Raw genomic sequence first — 20,985 nt, forward strand, 5'->3', positions numbered from 1 at the left:
GGCGGCGGCGGGACGGCTCCGCCCCGTCGTGCACCGCTTCCCGCTCCGCGAGGCGGCCGCCGCGCACCGGGCGCTGGAGGGCCGGGGGACGGTGGGGAAGGTCGTCCTGGAACCCTGACGCCCCGGCCCGCGCGGACCGCCCGTACGGCCCCGGCGCCACGCCACTCGTACGGGTCCGGGCCGCCGCCCGTACGGACCCGCCCGCCCCGCCGCCCTGCTCCGTACGGTCCGTACAAGCGGAGGCGTATCTACCGGGCCCGTGGCCGGTTAATGTGCCCACATGACGGATTCCGCCCAGGAACTCCCCGCCCCGGAAGCCTCCGCGCCGGGCGCACCCTCCCAAGACGCACCCCCGCAGGACGCCGCCGCCCCCGACGACGGCGCGGCGACGGCCGCCTTACCGGGTTCTCCCTTGCCCGGCCCCGCCGCCGATCCCACCCCCGAAGCCCCGGCCCCGGTCCCCGTCGCCCTCCGCCTCACGCAGACGCCCTGCCAGCGCTGCGGCACCCTCGTCGCCGGGCTCAACGGGCGCTACGCCTGCCCCGTGTGCGACTGGGCGAACCCGTGGGAGGACGGCGCGCACTGAGCGCCCACCCGCAGCCCGCCTCGGCACACCGGGACGGCCCTCAACTCCCCAGTCTCCGCAGGCTTTCGCCCGTGAGCCGGTACTCCGTCCAGCCCGTGTGCGGCAACGCTCCCATCGACTCGTAGAAGGCCACGGTCGACGTGTTCGAGTCGAGGACGGACCATTCGAGGCGCTCGTAGCCCCGCTCCACGCACGTGCGGGCGAGCGCGGCGAGCAGCGCCTTGCCGTGGCCGCCGCCCCGGATCGCGGGACGCACGTAGAGGTCCTCCAGGTAGATGCCGGGGCGCCCGCGCCAGGTGGAGAAGTTGCGGTACCAGAGCGCGAAGCCCGCCGTCGTACCGTCCGGCGTCTGCGCGAGGTACGCGCACGCCATCGCGTCCTCGCCGAAGAGCGCCTCGCCGATCTCCTCCTCGGTGGCCCGCAGCTCGTGCAACGCCTCGTGGTGCGCGGCGAGTTCCGTCACCATGGCGTAGATCTCCGGCAGGTCCTCGGGTTGCGCGGTCCTGATCCGGCCCTGGTACCCGCCACTCGCGCGCCCGCTCGTCTCACTCATCCGCGCAGGTTAACCGGCCGGAACGAGACATTCCGGCAAGGCGGGGCGGGGTCGCGGGGATGGCGTGGCCGACCGCACGGAAAAGGGTTGGAAGGCCGCAGGCCCCGGCTGATACCGTGCGGTCGACCGTGACACCGCCCGAGGAGGTGAGGGACCCATGAACGCTGTTTCGACGTGGGTGCTCCCTCTTTCGCGTCACGGCCGGCGGCCGAGGTAGGTCCGCCGGGAGCGCCTGAACACCCGGCACTCCCGAAAGGCACCACCGTGCACTCTCTTCGCTTCACCGCCGAATCCCTCACGGACGGCGTGCTCACCCGCGATTTCACCCTCGGCGACATCCCCGGCGTCCTCTGGTCACCGGCCCCGGCGGCCCAGTCCCCCTCCCCGGCCCCCTCCGCCCCGCTCGTCCTCATGGGCCACGGCGGCGGCACCCACAAGAAGCACCGCGCCATGACCGGCCGCGCCCACGGCCTCGTGACCGGTCACGGCTTCCACGTCGCGGTGCTCGACGCGCCCGGCCACGGCGACCGGCCGCGCGACGCGCGGGACGAGCGGGACATCGCCGCGCTGCGCGAGGCGCAGGCGGCGGGCGCGCCCGAGGGCCCCGTCGTCGTCCCGTACAACGCCCGGCTCGCCTCGATCGCCGTGCCCGAGTACCGCGCGGCGCTCGACGCGCTCCTCGAACTGCCGGGAATCGGCGGGCCGGTGGGGTACGTGGGCGTCGGTCTCGGCACGGCGATCGGCGTGCCGCTCGTGGCGGCCGAGCCCCGGATCAGGGCGGCCGTCCTCGGCCTGCACTGGCCGGACGCGCTGACCGAGGCCGCGCGGCGGATCACCGTGCCGGTCGAGTACGTCGTGCAGTGGGACGACGAGCGCATTCCGCGCGCGGCGTGCCTCGCCCTGTTCGACGCCTTCGGCTCGCGCGAGAAGAGCCTGCACGCCAACGCGGGCAGGCACGTCGACTTCCCGCGCTACGTGGAGGCGGACAGCGCCGCGCGCTTCCTGGGCCGCCACCTGAGGCCGGCGGCGGACGGGACGGAGGCGACGACGGCCACGGCGGCCTGACGGGTCCGGGGCGGGCCGGGGCGTCCGTACGGTACGGGCCCCGCGCCCGCCCCGGAGGGGCCCCGCCCTGCCCCGGAGGACCCGCCCCGCCCCGAAGGCCCTGCCCCCGTCCCGGAGAGCCCCGGCACCCCCGCCCCCTCACCCCCCCTACCGCCCCCGCCAACTCCCCCCACATCCGCGCCACTTCATGTCCCGCCTCGACCTCCCACAGCACCGCCTGGAGCACGCGTGCCCGCGTCCATGCCGCCGCCCGCTCGCGGTCCGCGCCGACCGCCTCGGCGAGGGCGGCGAAGCGGCAGGCGGTGTCGGTGGGGTCGTAGCGGTTGGTGAGGGCGGGGAGCAGGTCGAAGGCGGGGTCGCCCGCGAGGGGTTTGGGGTCGATGGCGAGCCAGGGTTCGCGGCGGGCGGCGAGGACGTTGCCGTAGTGGAGGTCCCAGTGCAACAGCCGTGCGCCGCACGGGCCTTCGCTCCGTACGGCCCGCAGCGCGGCGGCGCAGTCGGCGATCAGCGCGCGCGTCGCCGCGTCCTGCGGGGTGGCTTTCGCGGCCCGTACGAGGAGGTCGTCGGCCACGTCGTCGAGGCGCCGCAGCCCGGCGGGAGCACGGACGGCGGTCAGGCGCGCGAGGAGCGCGGCGAGCGGACGCAGTGCCGCGCGCACGTCCGGCACGCTGTTCAAATCCCGTACCGCGTCCAGCCGTTCAAGCAGCAGCCACGACACCGTGAAACCGGCACCCACGCCCGCACCGATCCCCGGGCCCGCCACCTCCTCCACGTCCTCGCCCAGGATTCGCACCGCCCCGTCCCCGCCCCACGCCCGCAGCGCCGCTCCCTCGCCCGCCGTCTCCTCGTTCCTCAACTGCACCTTGAGAACGGCTTGTTCGCCGTCCGCCGTGCGTACGGGCAGGACGAGCGCCGCGACGCCGTGCCGCACGCGCCCGTCGGGCCGCAGCGACCACCGTTCCAGGCGCCGCGCGGCCATCGCGGGTGCGGCGGCGGCGAAGGCGGCGCCCGCCTCGCCCTCGTACCGCCGCTGGGCCTCGGCGAAGCGGGCGGGGACGGTGAAGGGGACGGAAAGGGCCATACGGGAAGGGTACGAGCGCCGCTCTACCCCCGCCCCCTGCGGACCGGATACCGTCCCCCACCTGCGCGGCGCCGTGACGCCGTGCCGCACCGAGGAGGCGGTCGGGGATGGACGGCAGGGACGTCGTGAACGGCGGGATCTCGTACTGGTGGGCGCGCGAGGGGCTGCCCGCGCCGCGCGAGCCGCTCGCCGGGGACACGCGGGCGGATGTGTGCGTGGTCGGGGGCGGGTACACGGGGCTGTGGACCGCGTACTACCTCAAGCGCGCGCTGCCGTACCTCGAAGTCGCCGTGCTCGAAAGGTCCTTCTGCGGTTACGGGGCCTCGGGCCGCAACGGCGGCTGGCTCTACAACGGCATCGCGGGCCGCGAGCGGTACGCGCGGCTGCACGGCAGGGACGCCGCCGTGCGGCTCCAGCGGGCGATGAACGAGACGGTCGCGGAGGTCGTGGCGACGACGGAGGCGGAGGGCATCGACGCGGATCTCGTCCGGGGCGGGGTGCTCGAAGTCGCGACGACGCCCGCGCAGGCGGAGCGCCTGCGGGCCTTCCACGCCGAGGAGTTGGCGTACGGGGAGAACGACAGGGAGCTGTACGGGGCACGCGACACGGCGGCGCGGATACGGGTCGCGGGCGCCGTGGCCTCGACGTGGACGCCGCACGGAGCGCGGCTGCAACCGGCCAAGCTAGTACGGGGGTTGGCGGCGAAGGCCGAGGAAATCGGCGTACGGATATATGAGTCGACGCCGGTCACGGAGATCCGGCCGCAGCACGCGGTGACGCCGTACGGGACGGTGCGCGCCCCGTACGTGCTGCGGTGCACCGAGGGGTTCACCGCGGGGCTGAAGGGGGAGCGGCGCACGTGGCTGCCGATGAACTCCTCGATGATCGTGACGGAGCCGCTGCCGGCCGCGTTCTGGGAGCGGGCGGGGTGGGAGGGGCGCGAGACGCTGGGGGACTTCGCGCACGCGTACCTGTACGCGCAGCGGACGGCGGACGACCGGATCGCGCTGGGCGGCAGGGGCGTCCCGTACCGCTACGGCTCACGGACGGACAACGACGGCCGTACGCAGCCGTCAACCGTCGCCGAGCTGCGCGAACTCCTCGTGAGGCTCTTCCCGCAGCTCGCGGGGGCGCGGGTGGCGCACGCGTGGTCGGGGGTGCTCGGCGTGCCGCGCGACTGGTGCGCGACGGTGTGCCTGGACCGGTCGACGGGGCTCGGCTGGGCGGGCGGCTACGTGGGCTCGGGCGTCGCGACGAGCAACCTGGCGGCGCGCACGCTGCGCGACCTGGTGCGCCAGGACTCGGGCCAGGGCGGCCCGACGGAACTCACGGCGCTCCCCTGGGTCGACCACCGCGTCCGCACATGGGAACCGGAGCCGCTGCGCTGGCTCGGCGTCCACGCCCTGTACGCGGCCTACCGCACGGCGGACCGGACCGAATCCCGCACCTACGCGGCGAAAACGGCCCGTCTCGCCCGGTGGGCGGACCGGGTGGCGGGGAGGTAGCCCCGGGGGTCGCGTGCCGGACGGGCCGTCACGGGCCCCCTCCGAGGCCCCGCAAATCGCCTTGCGCAGCCCCGCCGCCCCACCGGACCCTGGCCCCATGCACCCGGAGCCGCAGCCCGTGCCGCCGTCCCCCGCACCCGCCGCCACCGGGGTCCGCCTCGACTGGGGCGCGGTCCCGGCGGGCGTGCGGACGTGCGCCGAGGAGCGGTGGGGCGGGGCGGTTGTGGCGGCCGTGTCGCAGGCCGGGGGGTTCTCGCCCGGTGTCGCCGCGCGGGTGCGACTGGCGGACGGGCGGCGGCTGTTCGTCAAGGCCGTGGGACCGGAACCGAACCCGGGGTCGCCCGGCTTCCACCGCAGGGAGGCCGGGATCGCGGCCGCGCTCCCCGTCTCCGTGCCCGTCCCCCGGCTCCTGGATCACCTGGAGACGGAGGGCTGGGTCGTGCTCGCGTACGAGGAGATCGCGGGCCGCCAGCCGCGCGAGCCGTGGTCGGCGCGAGATCTCGCGCGCGTCCTGCACGCGGCGGGGGAACTCGCCGTACGGCTCACGCCCGCGCCGCCCCTCGGCGTGCCCTCGCTCGCCGACGACGACGGGTTCCGGCACTGGCGACTCCTGCTGCACGCGTACGAGGCGGGCGAGGCGGAGGCGGCGGAGACCGTCGCCGGGCTCCCGGCCTGGGCCCGCGCGCGGCTTCCCGCGCTCGCGGAGCGGGAGGCCGGGTGGCCGGACGCGGTGGCCGGTACGACGCTGCTCCACTGCGACCTGCGCGCGGACAACCTCCTGCTCACCGAGGACCCGGACCGCCCCGTCGTCTTCGTCGACTGGCCGCACGCGGCGACGGGCGCCGCGTGGTTCGACGTGGTCGGGATGGGCCCGAGCGTCCTGATGGGCGCCCCTGGCCTGCGCCCCCTCCTCGACGCGCATCTCAGCGCGCGCGGCGCGGACCCGGCCGCCGTCGCGACGGCGCTCGTCGGCGTGGCGGGCCTCTTCCTCACGAGCGCGGCCCGCCCCGCACCCCCGGGCCTCCCCACGCTGCGCCCCTTCCAGCGCGCACAGGGCGAGGCGGCCCTCACGTGGTTGCGGGCGAGTTGGGGCGGCGTGTGAGCGGGGAGGAGGAGTACCGGACGTCCCTCCGCGAGGAGCGCGCCGCGTTCGCCTGGGTCCTCGAACGGTACGGCGCCCGCACCCCGGCCGAGGCCCGCGCGGAGGCCCTGACGGCCTACCCGTACGAGCCCCCGGAGGCCCCGTACCGCGACCTGGTCTTCCACGACCCGGCCTGGCACTGGGCCATGCTCCACCTCCACGGCGCGCACTACTGGCACGAAAGCCCCGAACTCCTCCACCCCTCAAGGGAGTACGAGGCCCGTACCGCCCAGCCAGGCCCCCCGCCCCACACCACGTGACCTGACCGCCTCACCCCCCGCCGCCCAGCACCCTCCCCACGAACTCCTCCAGGTTCGTCCTCATCCGTGCCGCCTTCTGCTCCACCGTCAGTGATTCGTGCATGCGGTCGGAGCCCGCGTCCTTCTTGCCGCGCACGTAGAGCGGGCAGGCCAGGTCCTCGCAGAGGTACGTGCCGACGGAGTTGCCCTCCTTGCCCGCCTTGCCCGCGCGCGGCGCGACCATCAGGGCGACGCCGCCGGAGTGGGGCGTGAGGCAGATCGAGCACATGCCGCGCCGGGTCTGCCACGCCGCCGTCGCCGGGCGGCGCAGCACGAGGGCGAGCGTGCGGCCGTCGACGACCGTCACGAGGTACCCCCGGTCCGGGGCCTGCGGGTCGCGCCAGCCGAAGTAGTCCAGGTCCTCCCAGGGTCGTTCGGCCAGGTCACGGGGGATGTGGAGGCGCTTGGCCTCGCCCTTCGAGCAGTTCACGAAGGCGGCCCGGATCTCGGGGTCGGTCAACGGCTTCATACATGCCAGGCTAAATTGCCTATACTCTGTAGGCAAATGGTTTAGCGGCGTAGGCAGCGGCGGGGCGAGCGAAGGGGCCGGGTGGCGGCGATGGGACGCGTGGGACTCAGTACGGAGCGGCTCGTACGGGCCGGTGCGCAGCTCGCCGACGAGGAGGGCTTCGCGCAGGTCACGCTCTCGGCGCTGGCCCGCCGCTTCGGCGTCAAGCCCGCGAGCCTGTACGCGCACGTGCGCAGTTCGGACGACCTCCGTACCGGCATCGCACTGCTCGCGCTCGACGAACTGGCCGACCGGGCCGCCGACGCCCTCGCGGGCCGGGCGGGCAAGGACGCTCTCTTCGCCTTCGCGGAGGCGTACCGCTCGTACGCGCGCGAGCACCCCGGCCGGTACGCGGCGACCCGCCACCCGCTGGACCACGCGACGGCCCTGGCGAGCGCGGGTCCCCGGCACTCCCGGATGTCCCGCGCGCTCCTGCGCGGCTACGCGCTGGACGAGCCCGACGCCACGCACGCCGTACGGCTCCTGGGCAGCGTCTTCCACGGTTTCGTGGACCTGGAGCTGAGCGGCAACTTCGCCCACAGCGCGCCCGCCGCCGAGGAGAGCTGGCACCGCACCCTCGACGCGCTCGACCACCTCCTGCGCACCTGGCCCCCGGCTCCCACGACCGCCTGAAACCCGCCCGCCCCGTACCGCCTGCCCGCCCCGTACCGCCTGCGCGCCCCGCGCCGCCCGCTCTCCAGGAATCCCGGACCCCGCCATGCTCACCACCATCCCCCTCGCCCCCGCCCTGATCCGGGGCGCGCTCGAACTGGAGCCGACCGCCCACGGCCTGCTCCCGCACCGGCTGCCCGCCGCCGCGCGCGCCCGGAACACGGACCCGCAGCTCGCGATGGCCGAGAGCCAGCCCTCCGGGGTCCGGCTCGCGCTGCGCACCGCCGCGACCGTCGTCGAGCTGGACACACTCCCCACCAAGCGCCGCTACCCGGGCGCGCCCCCGCGCCCCGACGGCGTCTACGACCTGCTCGTGGACGGCGAGTTGACCGCTCGCGGCACGGTCCCCGGCGGGCGGACGCTCGTCATCGACCTCGCGACCGGGCGCGGCGAGACCCAGCCGGGCGCCGCGCCGGGCACGTTGCGCTTCGACGGGCTCGACGCGCGCGAGAAGGACGTCGAGATCTGGCTGCCGCACCAGGAGACGACCGAACTCGTCGCGCTGCGCGCGGACGCCCCGGTGGAGCCGGTGCCCGCGCGGGGGCGCAAGGTGTGGGTGCACCACGGGAGTTCGGTGAGCCAGGGTTCGGACGCGGCGAGCCCGAGCACGACGTGGCCCGCGCGGGCCGCCGCGCTGGCGGGCGTGGACCTCGTCAACCTCGGTTTCGGCGGCGGGGCCCTGCTCGACCCGTTCACCGCGCGTGCGCTCAGGGACACCCCGGCCGACCTCCTCAGTCTCAAATTCGGCATCAATCTCGTCAACGCGGACCTCATGCGGCTGCGCGCGCTCGGCCCCGCCCTGCACGGCTTCCTCGACACGGTCCGCGAGGGCCACCCGGAGACCCCGCTCCTCGTGATCTCGGCGCTCTACTGCCGCATCCACGAGGGCACCCCGGGCCCGGCCGCCTTCGACGCGACGGCCCTCGCCGAGGGCCGGCTCGCCTTCCGCGCGACCGGCGACCCCGCCGAGGTCGCCGCCGGGCGTCTGACCCTGCGGACCGTCCGCGAGGAGATGGCCCGCGTCGTCGCGAGCCGCGCCACGACCGATCCGCACCTGCACTACCTCGACGGCACGGAGCTGTACGGCGCGGAGGACTACGCGGCCGGCCCCCTCCCCGACGAACTCCACCCCTCCCCCGCGACCCATCTCCGCATCGCCGAACGCTTCGCGGCAACGGCCTTCGGCGCGACGGGAGCGTTCGCGGCACGGGCCTGAGGGAGCACGGGTCTGAGGGAGCACGGGCCCGGTGGCTGGACGGGCCCGAGGCGGGACGGCCCGGTGGCTGGACGGGCCTGACGCGGTGCCGGGCCGAGGCGGGGTACGGGCCCGGAGCGCGCTCCACGCTCCCTGCCGCACCGCCCGCCCCGCTCCCGCGAGCCCTGCGCCCGCCTCCGCCGCGCCGAGCCTGGGGGGTGGCCGGCGGGGCGGGAGGGCGGACGGTGGAGGAGAGCGGGCTCGGGGGCGGGACGGACGGTACGCGGTGCGGGGAGCAGGGGGACGGTAGTAACTCCCCGCACCCACATGACTACCGCGCGTGCGCCGTGATGAACCCCACGCGTACGGGTGGTTTGAACGGCGGCCCGGCGGGCCATGGGGCGCTCTTTCGCACACGGTTCGAGGAATAGCGGACCGATCCCGTCCGCCTTCGCTCCTACCGTCCCGGGTGTCGCGCGCCGCCGCTCACCACGGACGGGGCGTGGCCCGCACACGTACCGCCTCAGGACCTCCAAGGACTGTCATGGACTTCGTCTCGCTCCGCATCGTCACCGCCGACGTGGCTCGCCTCGCCGCCTTCTACGAGAAGGCCACCGGCGCGCGCGCCGCCTGGGCCACCGAGGACTTCGCCGAGGTCCACACCCCGCACGGGAGCCTCGCCCTCGCCCACTCCCGCACCCTCGCGTCCTTCGCCCCCGGCGCCTGCCGCCCCGGCGCCAACGAGAGCGTGATCATCGAGTTCCGCGTCCCCGACGTGGACCGGCTCCACGCGGACCTGTCCGGCGCCGAGATCGTCGCCGAGCCCACCACGATGCCGTGGGGGAACCGTTCCTGCCTGGTCCGCGACCCCGACGGCAACCTGGTCAACTTCTTCACCCCGGTCTCGGAGGCCGCCAGGGCCAAGTACGGCATCGACGCCACTGCCTGACCCGCCGGACGCCCGCGAGGGCCCGAGGGGCTTACCCCCCGGGCCCTCGCACGGCGAGGTCCGCCCCGGCCTCAGGCGGGCCGCCTCGGCTCCCTCGCCACCCGCCGGTGCGTCTCCCCCGTCATCTCCTCCAGCTCGCGGTTCTTCGTCTCCGGGACCTTCCCCAGGACGAAGAAGAAGCTCACGATCGCGAAGAAGGCGAAGGCCCCGTAGAGCCACGACAGGCCCACGTTCCGCGTCAGCGGCTCGAACGAGAACGTCACGATGAAGTTGAAGATCCAGTTCGCCGCCGTCGACAGCGCCAGCGCCATGGCACGCATCCGGTTCGGGAACATCTCGCCGAGCATGACCCACATGACCGGGCCCCACGACAGGGCGAAGAAGACGACGAACGCGTTGGCGCCGATGAGGGCGAGCGGTCCGTAGGGCGAGGGGAGACTGACGTCGTCGCCGGAGCCCTGTTGCTGCGAGAAGGCGATCGATGTCAGGAGCAGGGCGCAGAACATGCCGATCGAGCCGATCAGGAGCAGCCTGCGGCGGCCGACCTTGTCCACGAAGAACATCGACACGATCGTCATCACGACGTTGACGCCCGCCGTGATCACCGAGGTCGTGAAGGAGCTGGACTCCGAGAAACCGACCGACTTCCACAGCGTCGTCGAGTAGTAGAAGATCGCGTTGATGCCGACGAGTTGCTGGAACGCGGCGAGCGCGATGCCGACCCAGACGAGCGACTGGAGGCCGAAGTGCGGGCCGCGCACGTCCTTGAAGGTCGCCTTCGGCTCCTTGCGCAGCGTCTCGCGGATCTCCTGGACCTTCGTCCGCCCGTTCAGCGCGCCCGAGACCCGTTCCAGCACGCCCGCGGCTTCCTTGTCCTTGCCCTTGAGCACCAGGTAGCGGGGTGATTCGGGGATGCTCAGCGCGAGAATCCCGTACACGGCCGCGGGGATCACGCCGACGAGGAACATCCACCGCCACGCCTGGAGCCCAAACCACAGGTCCTGCGAGGAGCCGCCCGCCGCGCCCGCGAGCCCCTTGTTCGAGCTGAGCACGACGAGCTGACCGATCGTGATCGCGAGCTGCTGGAGCGAGCCGAGAATGCCGCGCTGGGCCGCGGGCGCGACCTCCGCGATGTACGCGGGCGCGATGACGGACGCGATCCCGATGCCGAGGCCGCCGATCACACGCCACACCAGCAGGTCCGGTACGGAGAAGGCGAGACCGGAACCGACCGAGCTGATGATGAACATGACCGAGCCGAGCAGCATGACCCGCCGCCGCCCCCAGCTGTCCGCGAGCCGCCCCGCGTACCAGGCGCCCACCGCACAGCCGAGCAGCGCGATCGAGACGACGAAGCCGCTCAGGAAGTCGCCGAGGTGGAAGTGGTCGCCGAGGGCGTCGACCGCGCCGTTGATGACGGAGGAGTCGAAGCCGAAGAGGAAGCCGCCGACAGCGGCCGCGATCGAGACCCCGATGGCCTTCCCCTTGTGGCCACCCGCCGCTGCCGCCGGTTGAGGGCTCGTCGCCATCCGCACGCACCTTCCACTCGGACCACGGGATGCCGCCCGCGCGCACCCCTGCCGAGGCGGCGCACGGACGTCCCCTTCCGAGGAGTACATCCACTTCTGATCACTTCCGCCTGTACGGGTGCGCCGAATGGCGGACTTCATGCCTGACACAGGTCACTCGAACCCCGGAGACACGAGGAAGTAAGGGGTGCTAGCGTGCGGAGGTCGTTACCGAGGGGTGGCGGAGAGCTTCGGGAGGGGTCTCATGACGAGCACGGCAAGCACGGGCGCGGCGAGCGCGGGCACGGCAAGCACGGGCACGGGCACGAGCGCGGCGGGATACGTGGACAGCGCGCCGGACCGGGCCACCGCCACCGCGGCCACCGCCACCGCCACCACCGACCTCACCGGCGCCGCGTACGTACGGGAGTGGGTCCACGGCTGGACCGTCTCGCGCGCCGCCGCGCCGCCCGAGCCGCGCCCCTGGGGCTGGTGGATCACGGTCGGCCAGGAGAAGCACGTGGGCCGGCACGTGTTCGGCGGCATCGGCGAGGAGGTCCGCGAGGAGGACGTTCGCGCCGTGACGGCCGCTCCGCAGGGGCTCGGCACGCAGCTCAAGATCGTCGCGGACCCGGCGCGCGTCATCCCCTGGTTCGCGCCGGGCTGGGAGTGCATGGCGGCGGACGACTGGTTCATGGCCAAGGACCTGGACGCCGGGGACACCGCGCCCGATTCCGTGCCGAGCGGCTACCGCCTCGCCCTGTGGACCCGCGCCGACGTCACCCGCGTCGTCCTCACCACCGCGACGGGCGATTTCGCCGCGCACGGCCAGGTCGGCGTGTGCGGCCCCTCGGCCGCGGTCGACCAGATCGAGACGGCCGAGGCGCACCGGCGGCGCGGCCTCGGCGCGTACGTCATGCGCCACCTGCACGCGGCGGCCCGCGCGGCCGGCGCCGAACGCGCCGTCCTCGCCTGCACCCCCGCCGGCCGCAAGCTCTACCTGACGGTCGGCTGGCGCGAGGTCTCCCCCTTCACGCACGCGCGGTACGTGGGCGCGGGGAACTGATCGCGCACGGCACGCGACCCCTCACCGCCCGCCCCTCGCGCCACGCCCGCCCTCACCCCACGTCCCCCACCCCCAGCTCCCCCTTCAGCACCGCCGACACCTCCGCCCAGCCCGTCACGGTGCGCCGCTCGCTCCGCCCGTCCGGGTACGTCGTCGTCAGCTCGGCCTGTTCCGTCGTGCCGTTCACGGGCGGCTCGCCGAGCAGCGCGTAGTGGGCGTCGGAGGTCGTCCGGTTGACGACGAGGCGGCGGGTGAAGGGCGAGCGGGGGTGGGTGGCGACGTACCAGTTGGCGACCTCGCGGTCGATGTGCGGCGTGGGCGTCGTCGCCAGGACGTACTGCGTCTCCCAGCCGTCCGGCGTCCGGGCGGCGAGGCTCCAGCGGTCCTCGTGGCGGTCGAGGCGGTGGCGGCGGCCGTGCGCGGCGCGCTCGGCGCCGTCGTGGAGCGGGAGGGGTTCGGGCAGGGCGCCGAGCGCACCGAAACCGGCGTCGGCGAGGTGGGGGCCCTCCTCCGTGTCGACGGCGAGCGCGAGGTGCGTCGCGGGACGGCTCGCCCAGCCCTCGTCCCCGACCCCGAGCACGACGCGCCCGGCGAGCGGGCGCACGGTGAAGCCGAGCGCCGTGAGCGCGGCCGAGAGCAGCCCGTTCAGCTCGAAGCAGTAACCGCCGCGCCGCCGCCGCACGAGCTTGTCCTCCAGCGCGGGCAGTTCGAGCGAGGGCACGATCCCGCGCACGGGATCGAGGTTCTCGAAGGGCACGGCGAGGAGCTGGGCCCGCTGCACGGTACGGAGCGTCGCGAGCGTGGGCGGCAGCGCGGACGGCGCGGCGCCGATGCCGAGACGGTCGAGGTAGGCGGCGAGGTCGATACCGGGCTCGCTGGACTGGCTGCTGCTGCTCATGCGGCCGACCCTAAGCGGAAGCGGCGACGCCCCCGAGGCCCCGGCCCAGCGACCTAGTCCCCCCGGACGAGAGCCCACCCGCCCGTCCCCCGTACGGCCGATAGGCTCGCCCCCATGACGGACACCGCCCCCACCAGCGCACCCACCTCCCCCGCCACCCCCTCCCCCGCCGCCTACCTCCGCGCCTTCCACACCGCCTTCGACCTCCACCAGCGGGAGACGCCCGGCACGGTGGACGAGCGGACGGCGGCGCTGCGGCGGACGCTGCTCGCGGAGGAGTTCGCCGAGGTGGACGAGGCGGCCGGGGAGGTGGCGGGCGACGCGGGGGCGCTCCCGCACTTCGCGCAGGAACTCGCGGACCTCGTCTACGTCACGTACGGGACGGCCCTGACCCACGGCATCGACCTCGACGCCGTGCTCGCCGAGGTGCACCGCGCGAACATGTCGAAGCTCGGCCCCGACGGCTCCCCCGTGCGCCGCGCGGACGGCAAGGTCATGAAGGGCCCGCACTACCGCGCCCCTGACATCGCGGCGGTGCTGCGGGCGAGCGGCTGGGAGCCGGGCGCGGCGGGGCAGTGACCCCGCCGCGACCGGCCCTCAGCCCCTCAGGAGGGCCTACTCCACGAAGTAGGTCGGGTTCGGCAGCTTGTACCCCTTGTCGGCGTAGCCGCCCGTGAGGTCGGACTGCTGGTCGCCGAAGTTGCCGACGAGGCGGTAGCCCTGGGACTCGATGTACTTGCGCGTGCCCGCCTTGTACTCGACGGTCGTGCAGGTCCAACTCGTCGCGGTGGCGCAGTTCTTGAGGTAGGACGGCGGGTTCGTCTTGTTCTTGAGGAAGAGGTGCTTCGCGTCGAGCGGCACGTCGTAGCCGGTCTTCGCGAGGTTCTTCTCGGCGCCCGGGCGCTGCGGTTCGCTCAGGCCCGTGAGGAAGAAGACCTCGACGCCCTGCTTGCGGGCGTAGTTGACGAGTTCGGGCATCCCGAAGACGGCGGGGCGGTTCGCCTGGTCGACATAGGCGTTCCAAGCGGCGTCGTTGTAGACGTAGTTGGTGCGGCGCTCGTAGTCGAAGCTGAGGAGCGCGGTGTCGTCGATGTCGAGGACGATGGCGGGCTTGGCGCCGTGGTGGTGACGGTCGTGGCCGTAACGCTGGGCGGCCTTGCGGATGTCGGCCTTGGCGCCCTTCTCGATCCGGGCGAGGTCCTTGGCGTAGTCACTGTCGGCCGAGGCGGTCCAGGTGCCGTCCGCCTGCTTCTCCGCGCCGTAGTAGGCGTCGATCTGCTTGGTCAGGAGCCCGATGTTCTGCGGCTCGTGACCGGCCTGCGGGGCGTTGCCCTGCGCACCGGCCGCGCCGACCCCGTAGACGAGGGTTCCGGCGAGGGCACAGGCGGCGGTGAGGCCGGCCGCTTTGAGGGACTTCCGCATGGAGGCGCCTTTCAGGAGGACGGAGTGCGACGCCCGTTTGTCTACGCGCATTGCGCCCCACCCCACAAGCACTTCCCCGAATCGATACCTGACGTATACACACGCCGGTTCACCTGGTGTTACCGCTCCGCGTTCCCCGCCCCCGTCACCCCCGGCGCCGTGAACGACGCCAAGTCCCGGTCTTCCTCTGGCCGTACGACCCACAGGTATACGAAGTCCTGGTCGCCGCTGATCGCTGCGCGGGGGCTCCAGCCGAGGAGGAGTTCGTCCTTGCCGTCGGCGTCGAGGTCGCGGGACGTCAGGGGGTGGGCGGGGCGGGCCTCCTTGCGGATCTTCTCGTCGTCGTACGTGGTGGGGCCGGATCGCCTTGCGACGGGGCTCAGTTGGTCGGTCGACGGGTCGGTGAGGGCGGGGCCCTGCGGGGTGTCGAGGAGGAGGGCGTCCTTGCCGTCGCCGTCCGGGTCGGCGGGGAGGAAGGTGCGCAGGGTCGCCGACATCCCGGTGCCGGTCTCCGGGAGGGGGTGCGTGCTCGTCGTGCCCTTGCCGGGGTAGAGCGCGTACGAGCCCTCGGTCGCGGGGGCCTCGGTCTCGTAGCCGGGCTCGTCGTTGCGGCTGCCGTTGTCGCCGGTCGCGAAGTCCCAGACGCCGTCGCCGTCGAAGTCGCCGAACGTGTACGCGTTCCCCTTGCGGGTCCGCTCGCCGCCGCCCGCGAAGAGCGGCTTGCCCGGGCCGCCCCGGTAGAGCGTCCCGGCGGTCTGCTCGCCGTCGTCCTGGTCGTGGATAAAGAGGGGCGTCGGGGTGTGCGCGCCCTCGGGGTCGAGCGGAGCGACCGCGATGCCGCCGACGCTGTCGTCGAGCGTCGTCGTCTCCGTACGGGCGAAGCCGCCGTCGCGTGTGAACGGGCCGTAGAGGACGCTGACCGCTCCGTGCAGGAGGCTCGCGTCGTCCCCGTACACGACGAGATCGGGGTGCCCGTCCCCGTCGAAGTCCCCGCGCCGCACGGCGCTCACGCTGAGCTTCGCGTCGGTGCGCAGCGCCTTCGCCGTGCCGTGCGGACCGGTGGGACCGCCCCAGGTGACGAAGGGGACGCCGCGTTGGCCCGCGAAGTCCTCGGTGGACAGGCCCTGTTCGGCCCCGGCCTCGAAGCTGTCCGTCGAGACGACGTCGGGGAAGCCGTCCCCGTCGAGGTCTGCGGTGACGAGGTCGGCGGGTACGGAGTCGGGCGGCTCGTTCTGCCCGCCCTGGGCCCGCAGCCCGAGCGCCGCGCGCCCCAGCACGGTACGGGTCGCGGGGTCGGGCCCGTGCGCGCCCCCGTAGAGCGTGACGAAGCGCCTCGCGGTGAACGCGTTCGCCTTCGGCTTGTCGGCGGGCAGGACGAGGGAGAGGTCGGTCCGCCCGTCCCCGTTGAGGTCGTCGGGGTCCTTGGACCCCTTGCCGGGCGCGGGGGCGTGGCTCGCGGCGGGGGCGGAGGGGAGGGCGGTGGTACGGGGCGTGTCGGACGTACGGGGCTTGCCGCCGCCCGCGTCGGGCTCGTCCCCGTCCGTTCCGCACCCGCCGAGCAGCAGCGTGCCGACGAGGGCGCCCGCGAGGAATCGGACCTGTATGCGCACGTTCACTCCGCTCCGTCCCGCGCCGCCGCCCGCGCACGCGTCCGAGCATTGTGCCGCCTCCCTGCCCACCGGTACCCGGCGGGCAGGGGTGTGCCGGGGCCCACCGCACCCCGGTCGACCGGGGTGTGGTGGGGCGCGGATCACCTTGAAAGAAACGGTGGGAAAGAACTCCCACCCACCCACCCTCCGCGTGAGCGGGCCCGCGAGGGCGGGCGCGGCGCGACGGCGCGGGCTCGCGACGGGGCGGCCGATCGCCCGGCGATGTCAACCGCGTACCGCCCGCCACTCGTCCGGGTGAGGCGCTTGCACGCTCCGTGCACAGGCGGCTACGTTCGCCGCGACAAGCAGACGAATAGTTCGGCCCCCGGCCGGGACTGGCATCCCGATCGAGGGCCTGACCAATCAGGAAGAAAGCACCTTCCCGATGGATGACACGCAGTCTAACGCGCCCGCATGCGCCGATTCCGGTGCTTCTCCCGACACTTCGTCGCACGCCGGAGTGATCCACGTCCGCACCCGACTGACCTCCGGTTTCACGGTGTTGGCCAACGCCCTCGCCCAACGGCCGGGCAGCGCCGTCACGGTGGGCGTGGCCGCCTACCTCCTCTCGCTGCCGGACGGCGCCCGCGTCTCGATCGCCGCGCTGTGCGCGCACTTCGCGGAGGGCGAGATCCTGATCTCGCGCGCCCTGCGGGAGTTGGAGGCGGAGGGGTACGTGGAACGCCGCCGGGTGCACCTGCCGAGCGGCCACTTCCGCACCCGGACGTACGTGCACGACGTGCCGCCCGAGGCCGTACGGGAGGCGGCGGGACGACCTCACGCGGAGACGCGCCGCCACCGTACGGAAGGGACGCCCGGCCCCCGTACGGAACGCCTGCCGGGCTCCGGCACCGGGCGCCGGAGCCGTCCCGTACCGCCGAAGCCGCGGGGGCCCGGCGGGACCCGGCGGCCGACGCCCCCGCCGGAGGCCGGGCGCGGCCAGGACCAGCCGCAGGCCCCCGAGCGCGCGCAGGCCCCGGACCGCCCGCATACGTCGGAGCACCCGCATACGCCGGAGCACCCGCACGTCCCGGACCGCCCGCACGCCCCAGGCCGCCCGCACGCCGTGGGTTCCGCCCCCGTCGGGCCCCGCGACCCCGTCTCCCTCGCCGACATCGCCCCCGAGGCCCTCGCCGTTCTCACCTCGCTCCGCCGCCTGGACCCGAGGCTGGTCCTCTCGGAGCGCGAGGCCGCGTCCCTCGCACCGGCCATCACCCGCTGGCTGGCGACCGGTATCGGCCGGGCGCGGCTCGCCGACACCCTCACGACCGGGCTCCCGGACCACTTCCGCGCCCGCCCGGCCGCCCTCCTCGCCTTCCGCCTCAAGGAAACCCCCCTCCCGGCACCGCCCCGCCGCACCCCCGATCCCGATCCCCTGCGCCCGCATCCCTTCCAGACCTGCGACAGCTGCGACCGCGTCTTCCGCGCCGCAGCCCCGGGCCACTGCCGCGACTGCCGCGAGAGCCGCGACCGGCGCGAGGGCCGGCGCCTGAGTGCGACGGCGTGATCGGCGGCCGGTGTGCGCGAGCGTGGCGTACGGACGGCGTGTCAGGCCACGACGAACCGGTCCACCAGCAGTTTCACCCGCCGCGCGGCGTCCGCCGGGAGTAGCCGTCCCGCCCGGGTCAGGGTCGCGAGGCCGTGCAGGGACGCCCAGAACACCTCGGTGAACAGCGCCGGGTGGACGTCGTCCCCGGCGACCTCGCCCAGGCTCTCCAGCAGCGCGGCGAAGGCGTCCTTCAGCGGCTCGGGGGTGTCCTCGCGCGCGTATGCCAGGCCGCCGTCGAGCTGGAACAGGGCGTCGTAGACCGCCGGGTTGCGTGCGGCGAAGTCGAGATAGGCGTGGGCGAGCGCGGCAACCCGCGCGCGGGGGCCGTCCGCGGCGGCGGTCGCGGCCCGTACCGCCGCAGCCATCTCGGCGGCGCCCTCCAGAGCGACGGCACCGATGATCTCCCGCTTGCCGCGGAAGTGGCTGTAGAGGACGGGCTGGCTGTACTCGATGCGCTCGGCGAGCCGACGGGTCGTGACCGCCTCCCAGCCCTGCCGCTCGGCGAGTTCCCTGGCTGTCGCCACGATGAGGCGTTCCCGCTCCGCCCGTTCGCGCTGCTTTCGTTCCTGTACCGACATGACCCGAATCCTAGCACCGCTAGACAATCGAGCGACAGTAGGGCTAGCGTTGCCTCATCAGCTAGCGGCGCTAGATCCCAGGAGGGGTCATCATGCTCAACGCACTCCAGGTGTGCACCACCGTGATCGTCGGCGTGATGGTGGGGGTGGAGTTCTCCGTCGCCTTCGTCATGAACCGGATCTTCGACGCCCTTCCCGACGACAGCGACCAGCTCGCCCGCTCCCACGGCGGCCGGATGCTCGGCGCCCTCATGCCGTTCTGGTACATCGGCTCACTCGTCCTCGCCGCGATCTGGGCCGTCGCCGCATGGGACCACCCCGGCACCGGACGCGTCGTCGTCGGCGCCGCGCTGCTGATCGTGAGCGTGATCATGTCGGTCCTGCTGCTCGTCCCGATCAACAACCAGAGCAAGACGTGGACCCCCGAGAACCGGCCCGCGGACTGGAAGCAGCAGACGAACCGCTGGGACCGCTACCACTACGTCCGCGTCGCCGTCATCGTCGCCGCCTTCGCCTTCCTGGTCAGCGCCCTCGTCTGAGCCGGCGGCGGGGCCCCGCGTCCCTCTTCTCGCGGTGCCCCGCCGCCAACCCGTACCTCACGTGCTCCCTGGAAGGGCCGGGCCTCAGCCCGTGTACGCCGCCAGTGCCTTCGTGAACTCCCAGTCGCTCTGCGGGACCCCCGAGCACGTGTCGGCTCCGCCGCCCGTGCAGGGGCGGTCGCGGTTGACCGACCAGAAGGTGAGGCGGGCGAGGTGGTGCTGTTGCGCGTACGCCGTCATGGTGCGGAAGTCCGCGACCGTGATCGTCTCGCCGACGTCCGTCGTGCCGTTCATGGAGGAGATGCCCATGAGGCGGTACGCCTGGTCGTCGCCGTAACCGTAGGCGCTCTTCAGCGAGTTCTTCAGTCCCTCCGCCGCACGCGTGGTCAGCGTGCCCATGTTCTGGCCGTTGCCGCCGAAGTTGAACGGCATGATCGTCCAGGCGTCGACCGTGAGGCCCGACTGCGCGGCCTTCGTGATGAGGCTCGCGTCGGGGCCGTTCTGGCCCGTCCCCATCGTCACGAAGACCTTCAGGCCGGGGTTGGCGGCCTTGACGGTCTTGAGCGCGTCGACCGTGCGCTGCTGGACGGCCGCGCTGTCGTACGCCTCCGCCTCGATGTCGATGTCGATCGCCTTCAGCCCGTACGCGCTGATGACCTTCTGGTACGCCCCGGCGAGCGCGCTCGCACTCGTGCAGGACTGTTCCAGCTTGTTGCCGCTCCATCCGCCGAAGGACGGTACGACGTCACCGCCGCCGGCGCGGACCGTGCTGATCGTCTGCTGGTCCACGCCGCCCGTGAGCGGCCGGCCGCCGTCCCACTGCGGGTTGCACGTGCCGTTGGAGAGGACGAAGGCGAGCGTGAACCACTTCACGCCGGTCGCGTTCATGACCGTCGTCGGGCTCGGCGGGTTCCCCCAGCCGTTGTAGAGGTACGGAGCGACCGCGGCCGGCGCTCCCCCGGTGGGCGGATTCGTCCCCCCTCCGGCCGAGGGCGCGTTCCACTTCTGGTTGGAGGTGCCCGTACACGTCCAGAGCTGGACCCGCGCGCCGTTCGCCGTGCTCTTGTCCTGCACGTCGGCGCACTTGTCCGCCTGCGGATTGACGAGATCCTTCGCGGCGGTGACGGTCCACTGCTGGGCGCCGGAGCCGTTGCAGTCCCACAGCTGGAGCTTCGCCCCGTTCGCCGTGCTGCCGCTCGGGACGTCGAGGCACTTGCCGAGCGCGCGGACCGTGCCGTCCGCGCCGACGTTCCACTGCTGCGCCGACGTCCCGTTGCAGTCGTACATCTGCACGGCCGTCCCGTTCGCACTGCTCGCCGCCGCGACGTCGAGGCACTTGCCGCCGAGCCCCGTGATGGTGCCGGTGTCGGCCGCCGCCCCGGGGGCCTGGACGACGCCGAGGGCGAGGAGCGGGGCGAGGAGCACGGGGAGGAGGCGGGCGCGGCGCGAGGCGAGGGCGCCGCGCAGGGAGGTCCCGGTCATGAGACCGTCCACTTCTGGTTGGCCGTGCCCGCGCAGGTCCACAGTTGGGCGCGGGTCCCGTTGGCCGAGGAGTTGTCGGTGGCGTCCACGCACTTGTCCGCCTGGGGGTTGACGATGTCCTTCGCCCCGGTGACGACCCACTGCTGGGCGCCCGAGCCGTTGCAGTCCCACAGCTGGAGCTTCGCCCCGTTCGCGGTCGAACCGCTCGGCACGTCGAGGCACTTGCCGAGGACGCGGAGGGTGCCGTCCCCGCCGACCGACCACGCCTGCGCGTTCGTGCCGTTGCAGTCGTAGAGCTGGACCGCCGTGCCGTTGGCGCTGCTCGCGGCGGCCGCGTCGAGGCACTTGCCGCCGATGCCCTTGATCGTCTTCGTGCCGGTGGGCGGCGGGGTCGTCCCGCCGCCGTCGCTCACGTGCACGTAGTCGACGACGAGTTGCTGCGGGAACTGCGTGGAACCGTCCGGGTCGCCGGGCCAGTAACCGCCGACCGCGAGGTTGAGGATGACGAAGAACGGCTTGTTGAAGACCCACTGCTTGCCGCCGAGGTCAGCGGGGGTACGGGTCTGGTAGACGTTCCCGTCCACCAGCCACTTGATCGAGTTCGGGCTCCAGTCGATCGCGAAGGTGTGGAAACCGTCCGCGAACGCGGCGCCGCCGGGCAGCGAGTAGCCCGCGCCGATCCCGCCCGAGCCGGAGTAGCCGGGCCCGTGGATCGTGCCGTGCACGGTGTTCGGCTCGAA

General features: G+C 73.8%; 22 protein-coding genes and 1 pseudogene. 13 read left to right on the forward strand and 10 right to left on the reverse strand.

The window, feature by feature from the left end; translation table 11 throughout:
* Both G3I42_RS28450 and G3I42_RS28455 read left to right on the forward strand, forming a co-directional pair.
* The coding region (locus tag G3I42_RS28450; protein ID WP_164290623.1) for a zinc-binding dehydrogenase at positions 1-118 on the forward strand (118 nt) is incomplete at its 5' end.
* A gap of 162 nt (positions 119-280) precedes the next feature.
* On the forward strand, positions 281-586 hold the full coding sequence (locus G3I42_RS28455; RefSeq protein WP_164290624.1) for a hypothetical protein: 306 nt from the start codon (positions 281-283) through the stop codon (positions 584-586).
* A gap of 40 nt (positions 587-626) precedes the next feature.
* Here G3I42_RS28455 and G3I42_RS28460 read toward each other — a convergent pair whose 3' ends face one another.
* Positions 627-1,139 (reverse strand): GNAT family N-acetyltransferase, encoded by a 513-nt coding sequence (locus G3I42_RS28460; RefSeq protein ID WP_164290625.1) that lies wholly within the window; start codon positions 1,137-1,139, stop codon positions 627-629.
* A 264-nt stretch (positions 1,140-1,403) separates the two neighbouring features.
* On the opposite strand from G3I42_RS28460, the gene G3I42_RS28465 reads away from it, so the two are divergent.
* On the forward strand, positions 1,404-2,204 hold the full coding sequence (locus G3I42_RS28465; RefSeq protein WP_164290626.1) for an alpha/beta hydrolase: 801 nt from the start codon (positions 1,404-1,406) through the stop codon (positions 2,202-2,204).
* 190 nt (positions 2,205-2,394) lie between these two features.
* On the opposite strand, the pseudogene G3I42_RS28470 reads toward G3I42_RS28465, so the two are convergent.
* Positions 2,395-3,285 (reverse strand): annotated as a pseudogene (locus G3I42_RS28470) (aminoglycoside phosphotransferase family protein); the annotation flags it as partial.
* A 107-nt stretch (positions 3,286-3,392) separates the two neighbouring features.
* Between G3I42_RS28470 and G3I42_RS28475 the strand changes: the two are divergent.
* The 3 genes from G3I42_RS28475 (at position 3,393) to G3I42_RS28485 (ending at position 6,191) form a co-directional block, all read left to right on the forward strand.
* A complete protein-coding gene (locus tag G3I42_RS28475) occupies positions 3,393-4,790 on the forward strand; it encodes an FAD-dependent oxidoreductase (protein WP_164290627.1) in 1,398 nt (465 codons plus the stop codon).
* A 97-nt stretch (positions 4,791-4,887) separates the two neighbouring features.
* A complete protein-coding gene (locus G3I42_RS28480) occupies positions 4,888-5,892 on the forward strand; it encodes an aminoglycoside phosphotransferase family protein (RefSeq protein WP_164290628.1) in 1,005 nt (334 codons plus the stop codon).
* Positions 5,862-6,191 (forward strand): hypothetical protein, encoded by a 330-nt coding sequence (locus tag G3I42_RS28485; protein WP_164290629.1) that lies wholly within the window; start codon positions 5,862-5,864, stop codon positions 6,189-6,191. Before G3I42_RS28480 ends, G3I42_RS28485 begins: the two co-directional genes overlap by 31 nt.
* Before the next feature lie 10 nt (positions 6,192-6,201).
* Here G3I42_RS28485 and G3I42_RS28490 read toward each other — a convergent pair whose 3' ends face one another.
* On the reverse strand, positions 6,202-6,699 hold the full coding sequence (locus G3I42_RS28490) for an FBP domain-containing protein (protein WP_164290630.1): 498 nt from the start codon (positions 6,697-6,699) through the stop codon (positions 6,202-6,204).
* Positions 6,700-6,789: 90 nt separating this feature from the next.
* Between G3I42_RS28490 and G3I42_RS28495 the strand changes: the two genes are divergently transcribed.
* From G3I42_RS28495 to G3I42_RS28505, 3 genes are all read left to right on the forward strand, one after another.
* Entirely contained in the window at positions 6,790-7,371 is a 582-nt protein-coding gene (locus G3I42_RS28495; RefSeq protein ID WP_164290631.1) for a TetR/AcrR family transcriptional regulator, read from the forward strand.
* Between the two features lie 85 nt (positions 7,372-7,456).
* Positions 7,457-8,626, forward strand: coding sequence for a GDSL-type esterase/lipase family protein (locus G3I42_RS28500; RefSeq protein WP_164290632.1), 1,170 nt, complete (start codon positions 7,457-7,459; stop codon positions 8,624-8,626).
* A 523-nt stretch (positions 8,627-9,149) separates the two neighbouring features.
* On the forward strand, positions 9,150-9,554 hold the full coding sequence (locus tag G3I42_RS28505) for a VOC family protein (RefSeq protein WP_164290633.1): 405 nt from the start codon (positions 9,150-9,152) through the stop codon (positions 9,552-9,554).
* Positions 9,555-9,625: 71 nt separating this feature from the next.
* Here the strand turns inward: G3I42_RS28505 and G3I42_RS28510 are convergent, their stop codons facing one another.
* The gene (locus G3I42_RS28510) at positions 9,626-11,083 is read right to left on the reverse strand and encodes a sugar porter family MFS transporter (protein ID WP_164290634.1); all 1,458 of its coding nucleotides are present in this window, start codon (positions 11,081-11,083) and stop codon (positions 9,626-9,628) included.
* Between the two features lie 244 nt (positions 11,084-11,327).
* Between G3I42_RS28510 and G3I42_RS28515 the strand changes: the two genes are divergently transcribed.
* The gene (locus G3I42_RS28515; protein ID WP_164290635.1) at positions 11,328-12,128 is read left to right on the forward strand and encodes a GNAT family N-acetyltransferase; all 801 of its coding nucleotides are present in this window, start codon (positions 11,328-11,330) and stop codon (positions 12,126-12,128) included.
* 52 nt (positions 12,129-12,180) lie between these two features.
* On the opposite strand, the gene G3I42_RS28520 is transcribed toward G3I42_RS28515, so the two are convergent.
* Positions 12,181-13,026, reverse strand: coding sequence for an arylamine N-acetyltransferase (locus tag G3I42_RS28520; protein WP_164290636.1), 846 nt, complete (start codon positions 13,024-13,026; stop codon positions 12,181-12,183).
* A gap of 114 nt (positions 13,027-13,140) precedes the next feature.
* Here G3I42_RS28520 and G3I42_RS28525 point away from each other — a divergent pair, with 114 nt between their 5' ends.
* The gene (locus G3I42_RS28525; protein ID WP_164290637.1) at positions 13,141-13,605 is read left to right on the forward strand and encodes a hypothetical protein; all 465 of its coding nucleotides are present in this window, start codon (positions 13,141-13,143) and stop codon (positions 13,603-13,605) included.
* Between the two features lie 36 nt (positions 13,606-13,641).
* On the opposite strand, the gene G3I42_RS28530 is transcribed toward G3I42_RS28525, so the two are convergent.
* Together G3I42_RS28530 and G3I42_RS28535 are read right to left on the reverse strand one after the other, a co-directional pair.
* On the reverse strand, positions 13,642-14,448 hold the full coding sequence (locus tag G3I42_RS28530) for an HAD family acid phosphatase (protein ID WP_164290638.1): 807 nt from the start codon (positions 14,446-14,448) through the stop codon (positions 13,642-13,644).
* 119 nt (positions 14,449-14,567) lie between these two features.
* Positions 14,568-16,058 (reverse strand): VCBS repeat-containing protein, encoded by a 1,491-nt coding sequence (locus G3I42_RS28535; RefSeq protein WP_164290639.1) that lies wholly within the window; start codon positions 16,056-16,058, stop codon positions 14,568-14,570.
* Between the two features lie 424 nt (positions 16,059-16,482).
* On the opposite strand from G3I42_RS28535, the gene G3I42_RS28540 reads away from it, so the two are divergent.
* The gene (locus G3I42_RS28540) at positions 16,483-17,604 is read left to right on the forward strand and encodes a translation initiation factor IF-2 (protein WP_164290640.1); all 1,122 of its coding nucleotides are present in this window, start codon (positions 16,483-16,485) and stop codon (positions 17,602-17,604) included.
* Positions 17,605-17,645: 41 nt separating this feature from the next.
* On the opposite strand, the gene G3I42_RS28545 is transcribed toward G3I42_RS28540, so the two are convergent.
* Positions 17,646-18,224 carry a TetR/AcrR family transcriptional regulator gene (locus tag G3I42_RS28545; protein ID WP_164290641.1) on the reverse strand — a complete coding sequence of 193 codons (579 nt, stop codon included), beginning with the start codon at positions 18,222-18,224 and terminating at the stop codon, positions 17,646-17,648.
* A 92-nt stretch (positions 18,225-18,316) separates the two neighbouring features.
* On the opposite strand from G3I42_RS28545, the gene G3I42_RS28550 reads away from it, so the two are divergent.
* Positions 18,317-18,763, forward strand: coding sequence for a DUF1772 domain-containing protein (locus G3I42_RS28550; protein ID WP_164290642.1), 447 nt, complete (start codon positions 18,317-18,319; stop codon positions 18,761-18,763).
* An 84-nt stretch (positions 18,764-18,847) separates the two neighbouring features.
* Here the strand turns inward: G3I42_RS28550 and G3I42_RS28555 are convergent, their stop codons facing one another.
* Together G3I42_RS28555 and G3I42_RS28560 are read right to left on the reverse strand one after the other, a co-directional pair.
* Entirely contained in the window at positions 18,848-20,245 is a 1,398-nt protein-coding gene (locus G3I42_RS28555) for a chitinase (RefSeq protein ID WP_164290643.1), read from the reverse strand.
* On the reverse strand, positions 20,242-20,985 hold a 744-nt coding region (locus tag G3I42_RS28560; RefSeq protein ID WP_164290644.1), incomplete at its 5' end, for a glycoside hydrolase family 16 protein. The genes G3I42_RS28560 and G3I42_RS28555, both read right to left, overlap by 4 nt.

This window comes from Streptomyces sp. SID11385, assembly GCF_010548245.1.
In the GTDB taxonomy this organism is placed as follows: Bacteria; Actinomycetota; Actinomycetes; order Streptomycetales; family Streptomycetaceae; genus Streptomyces.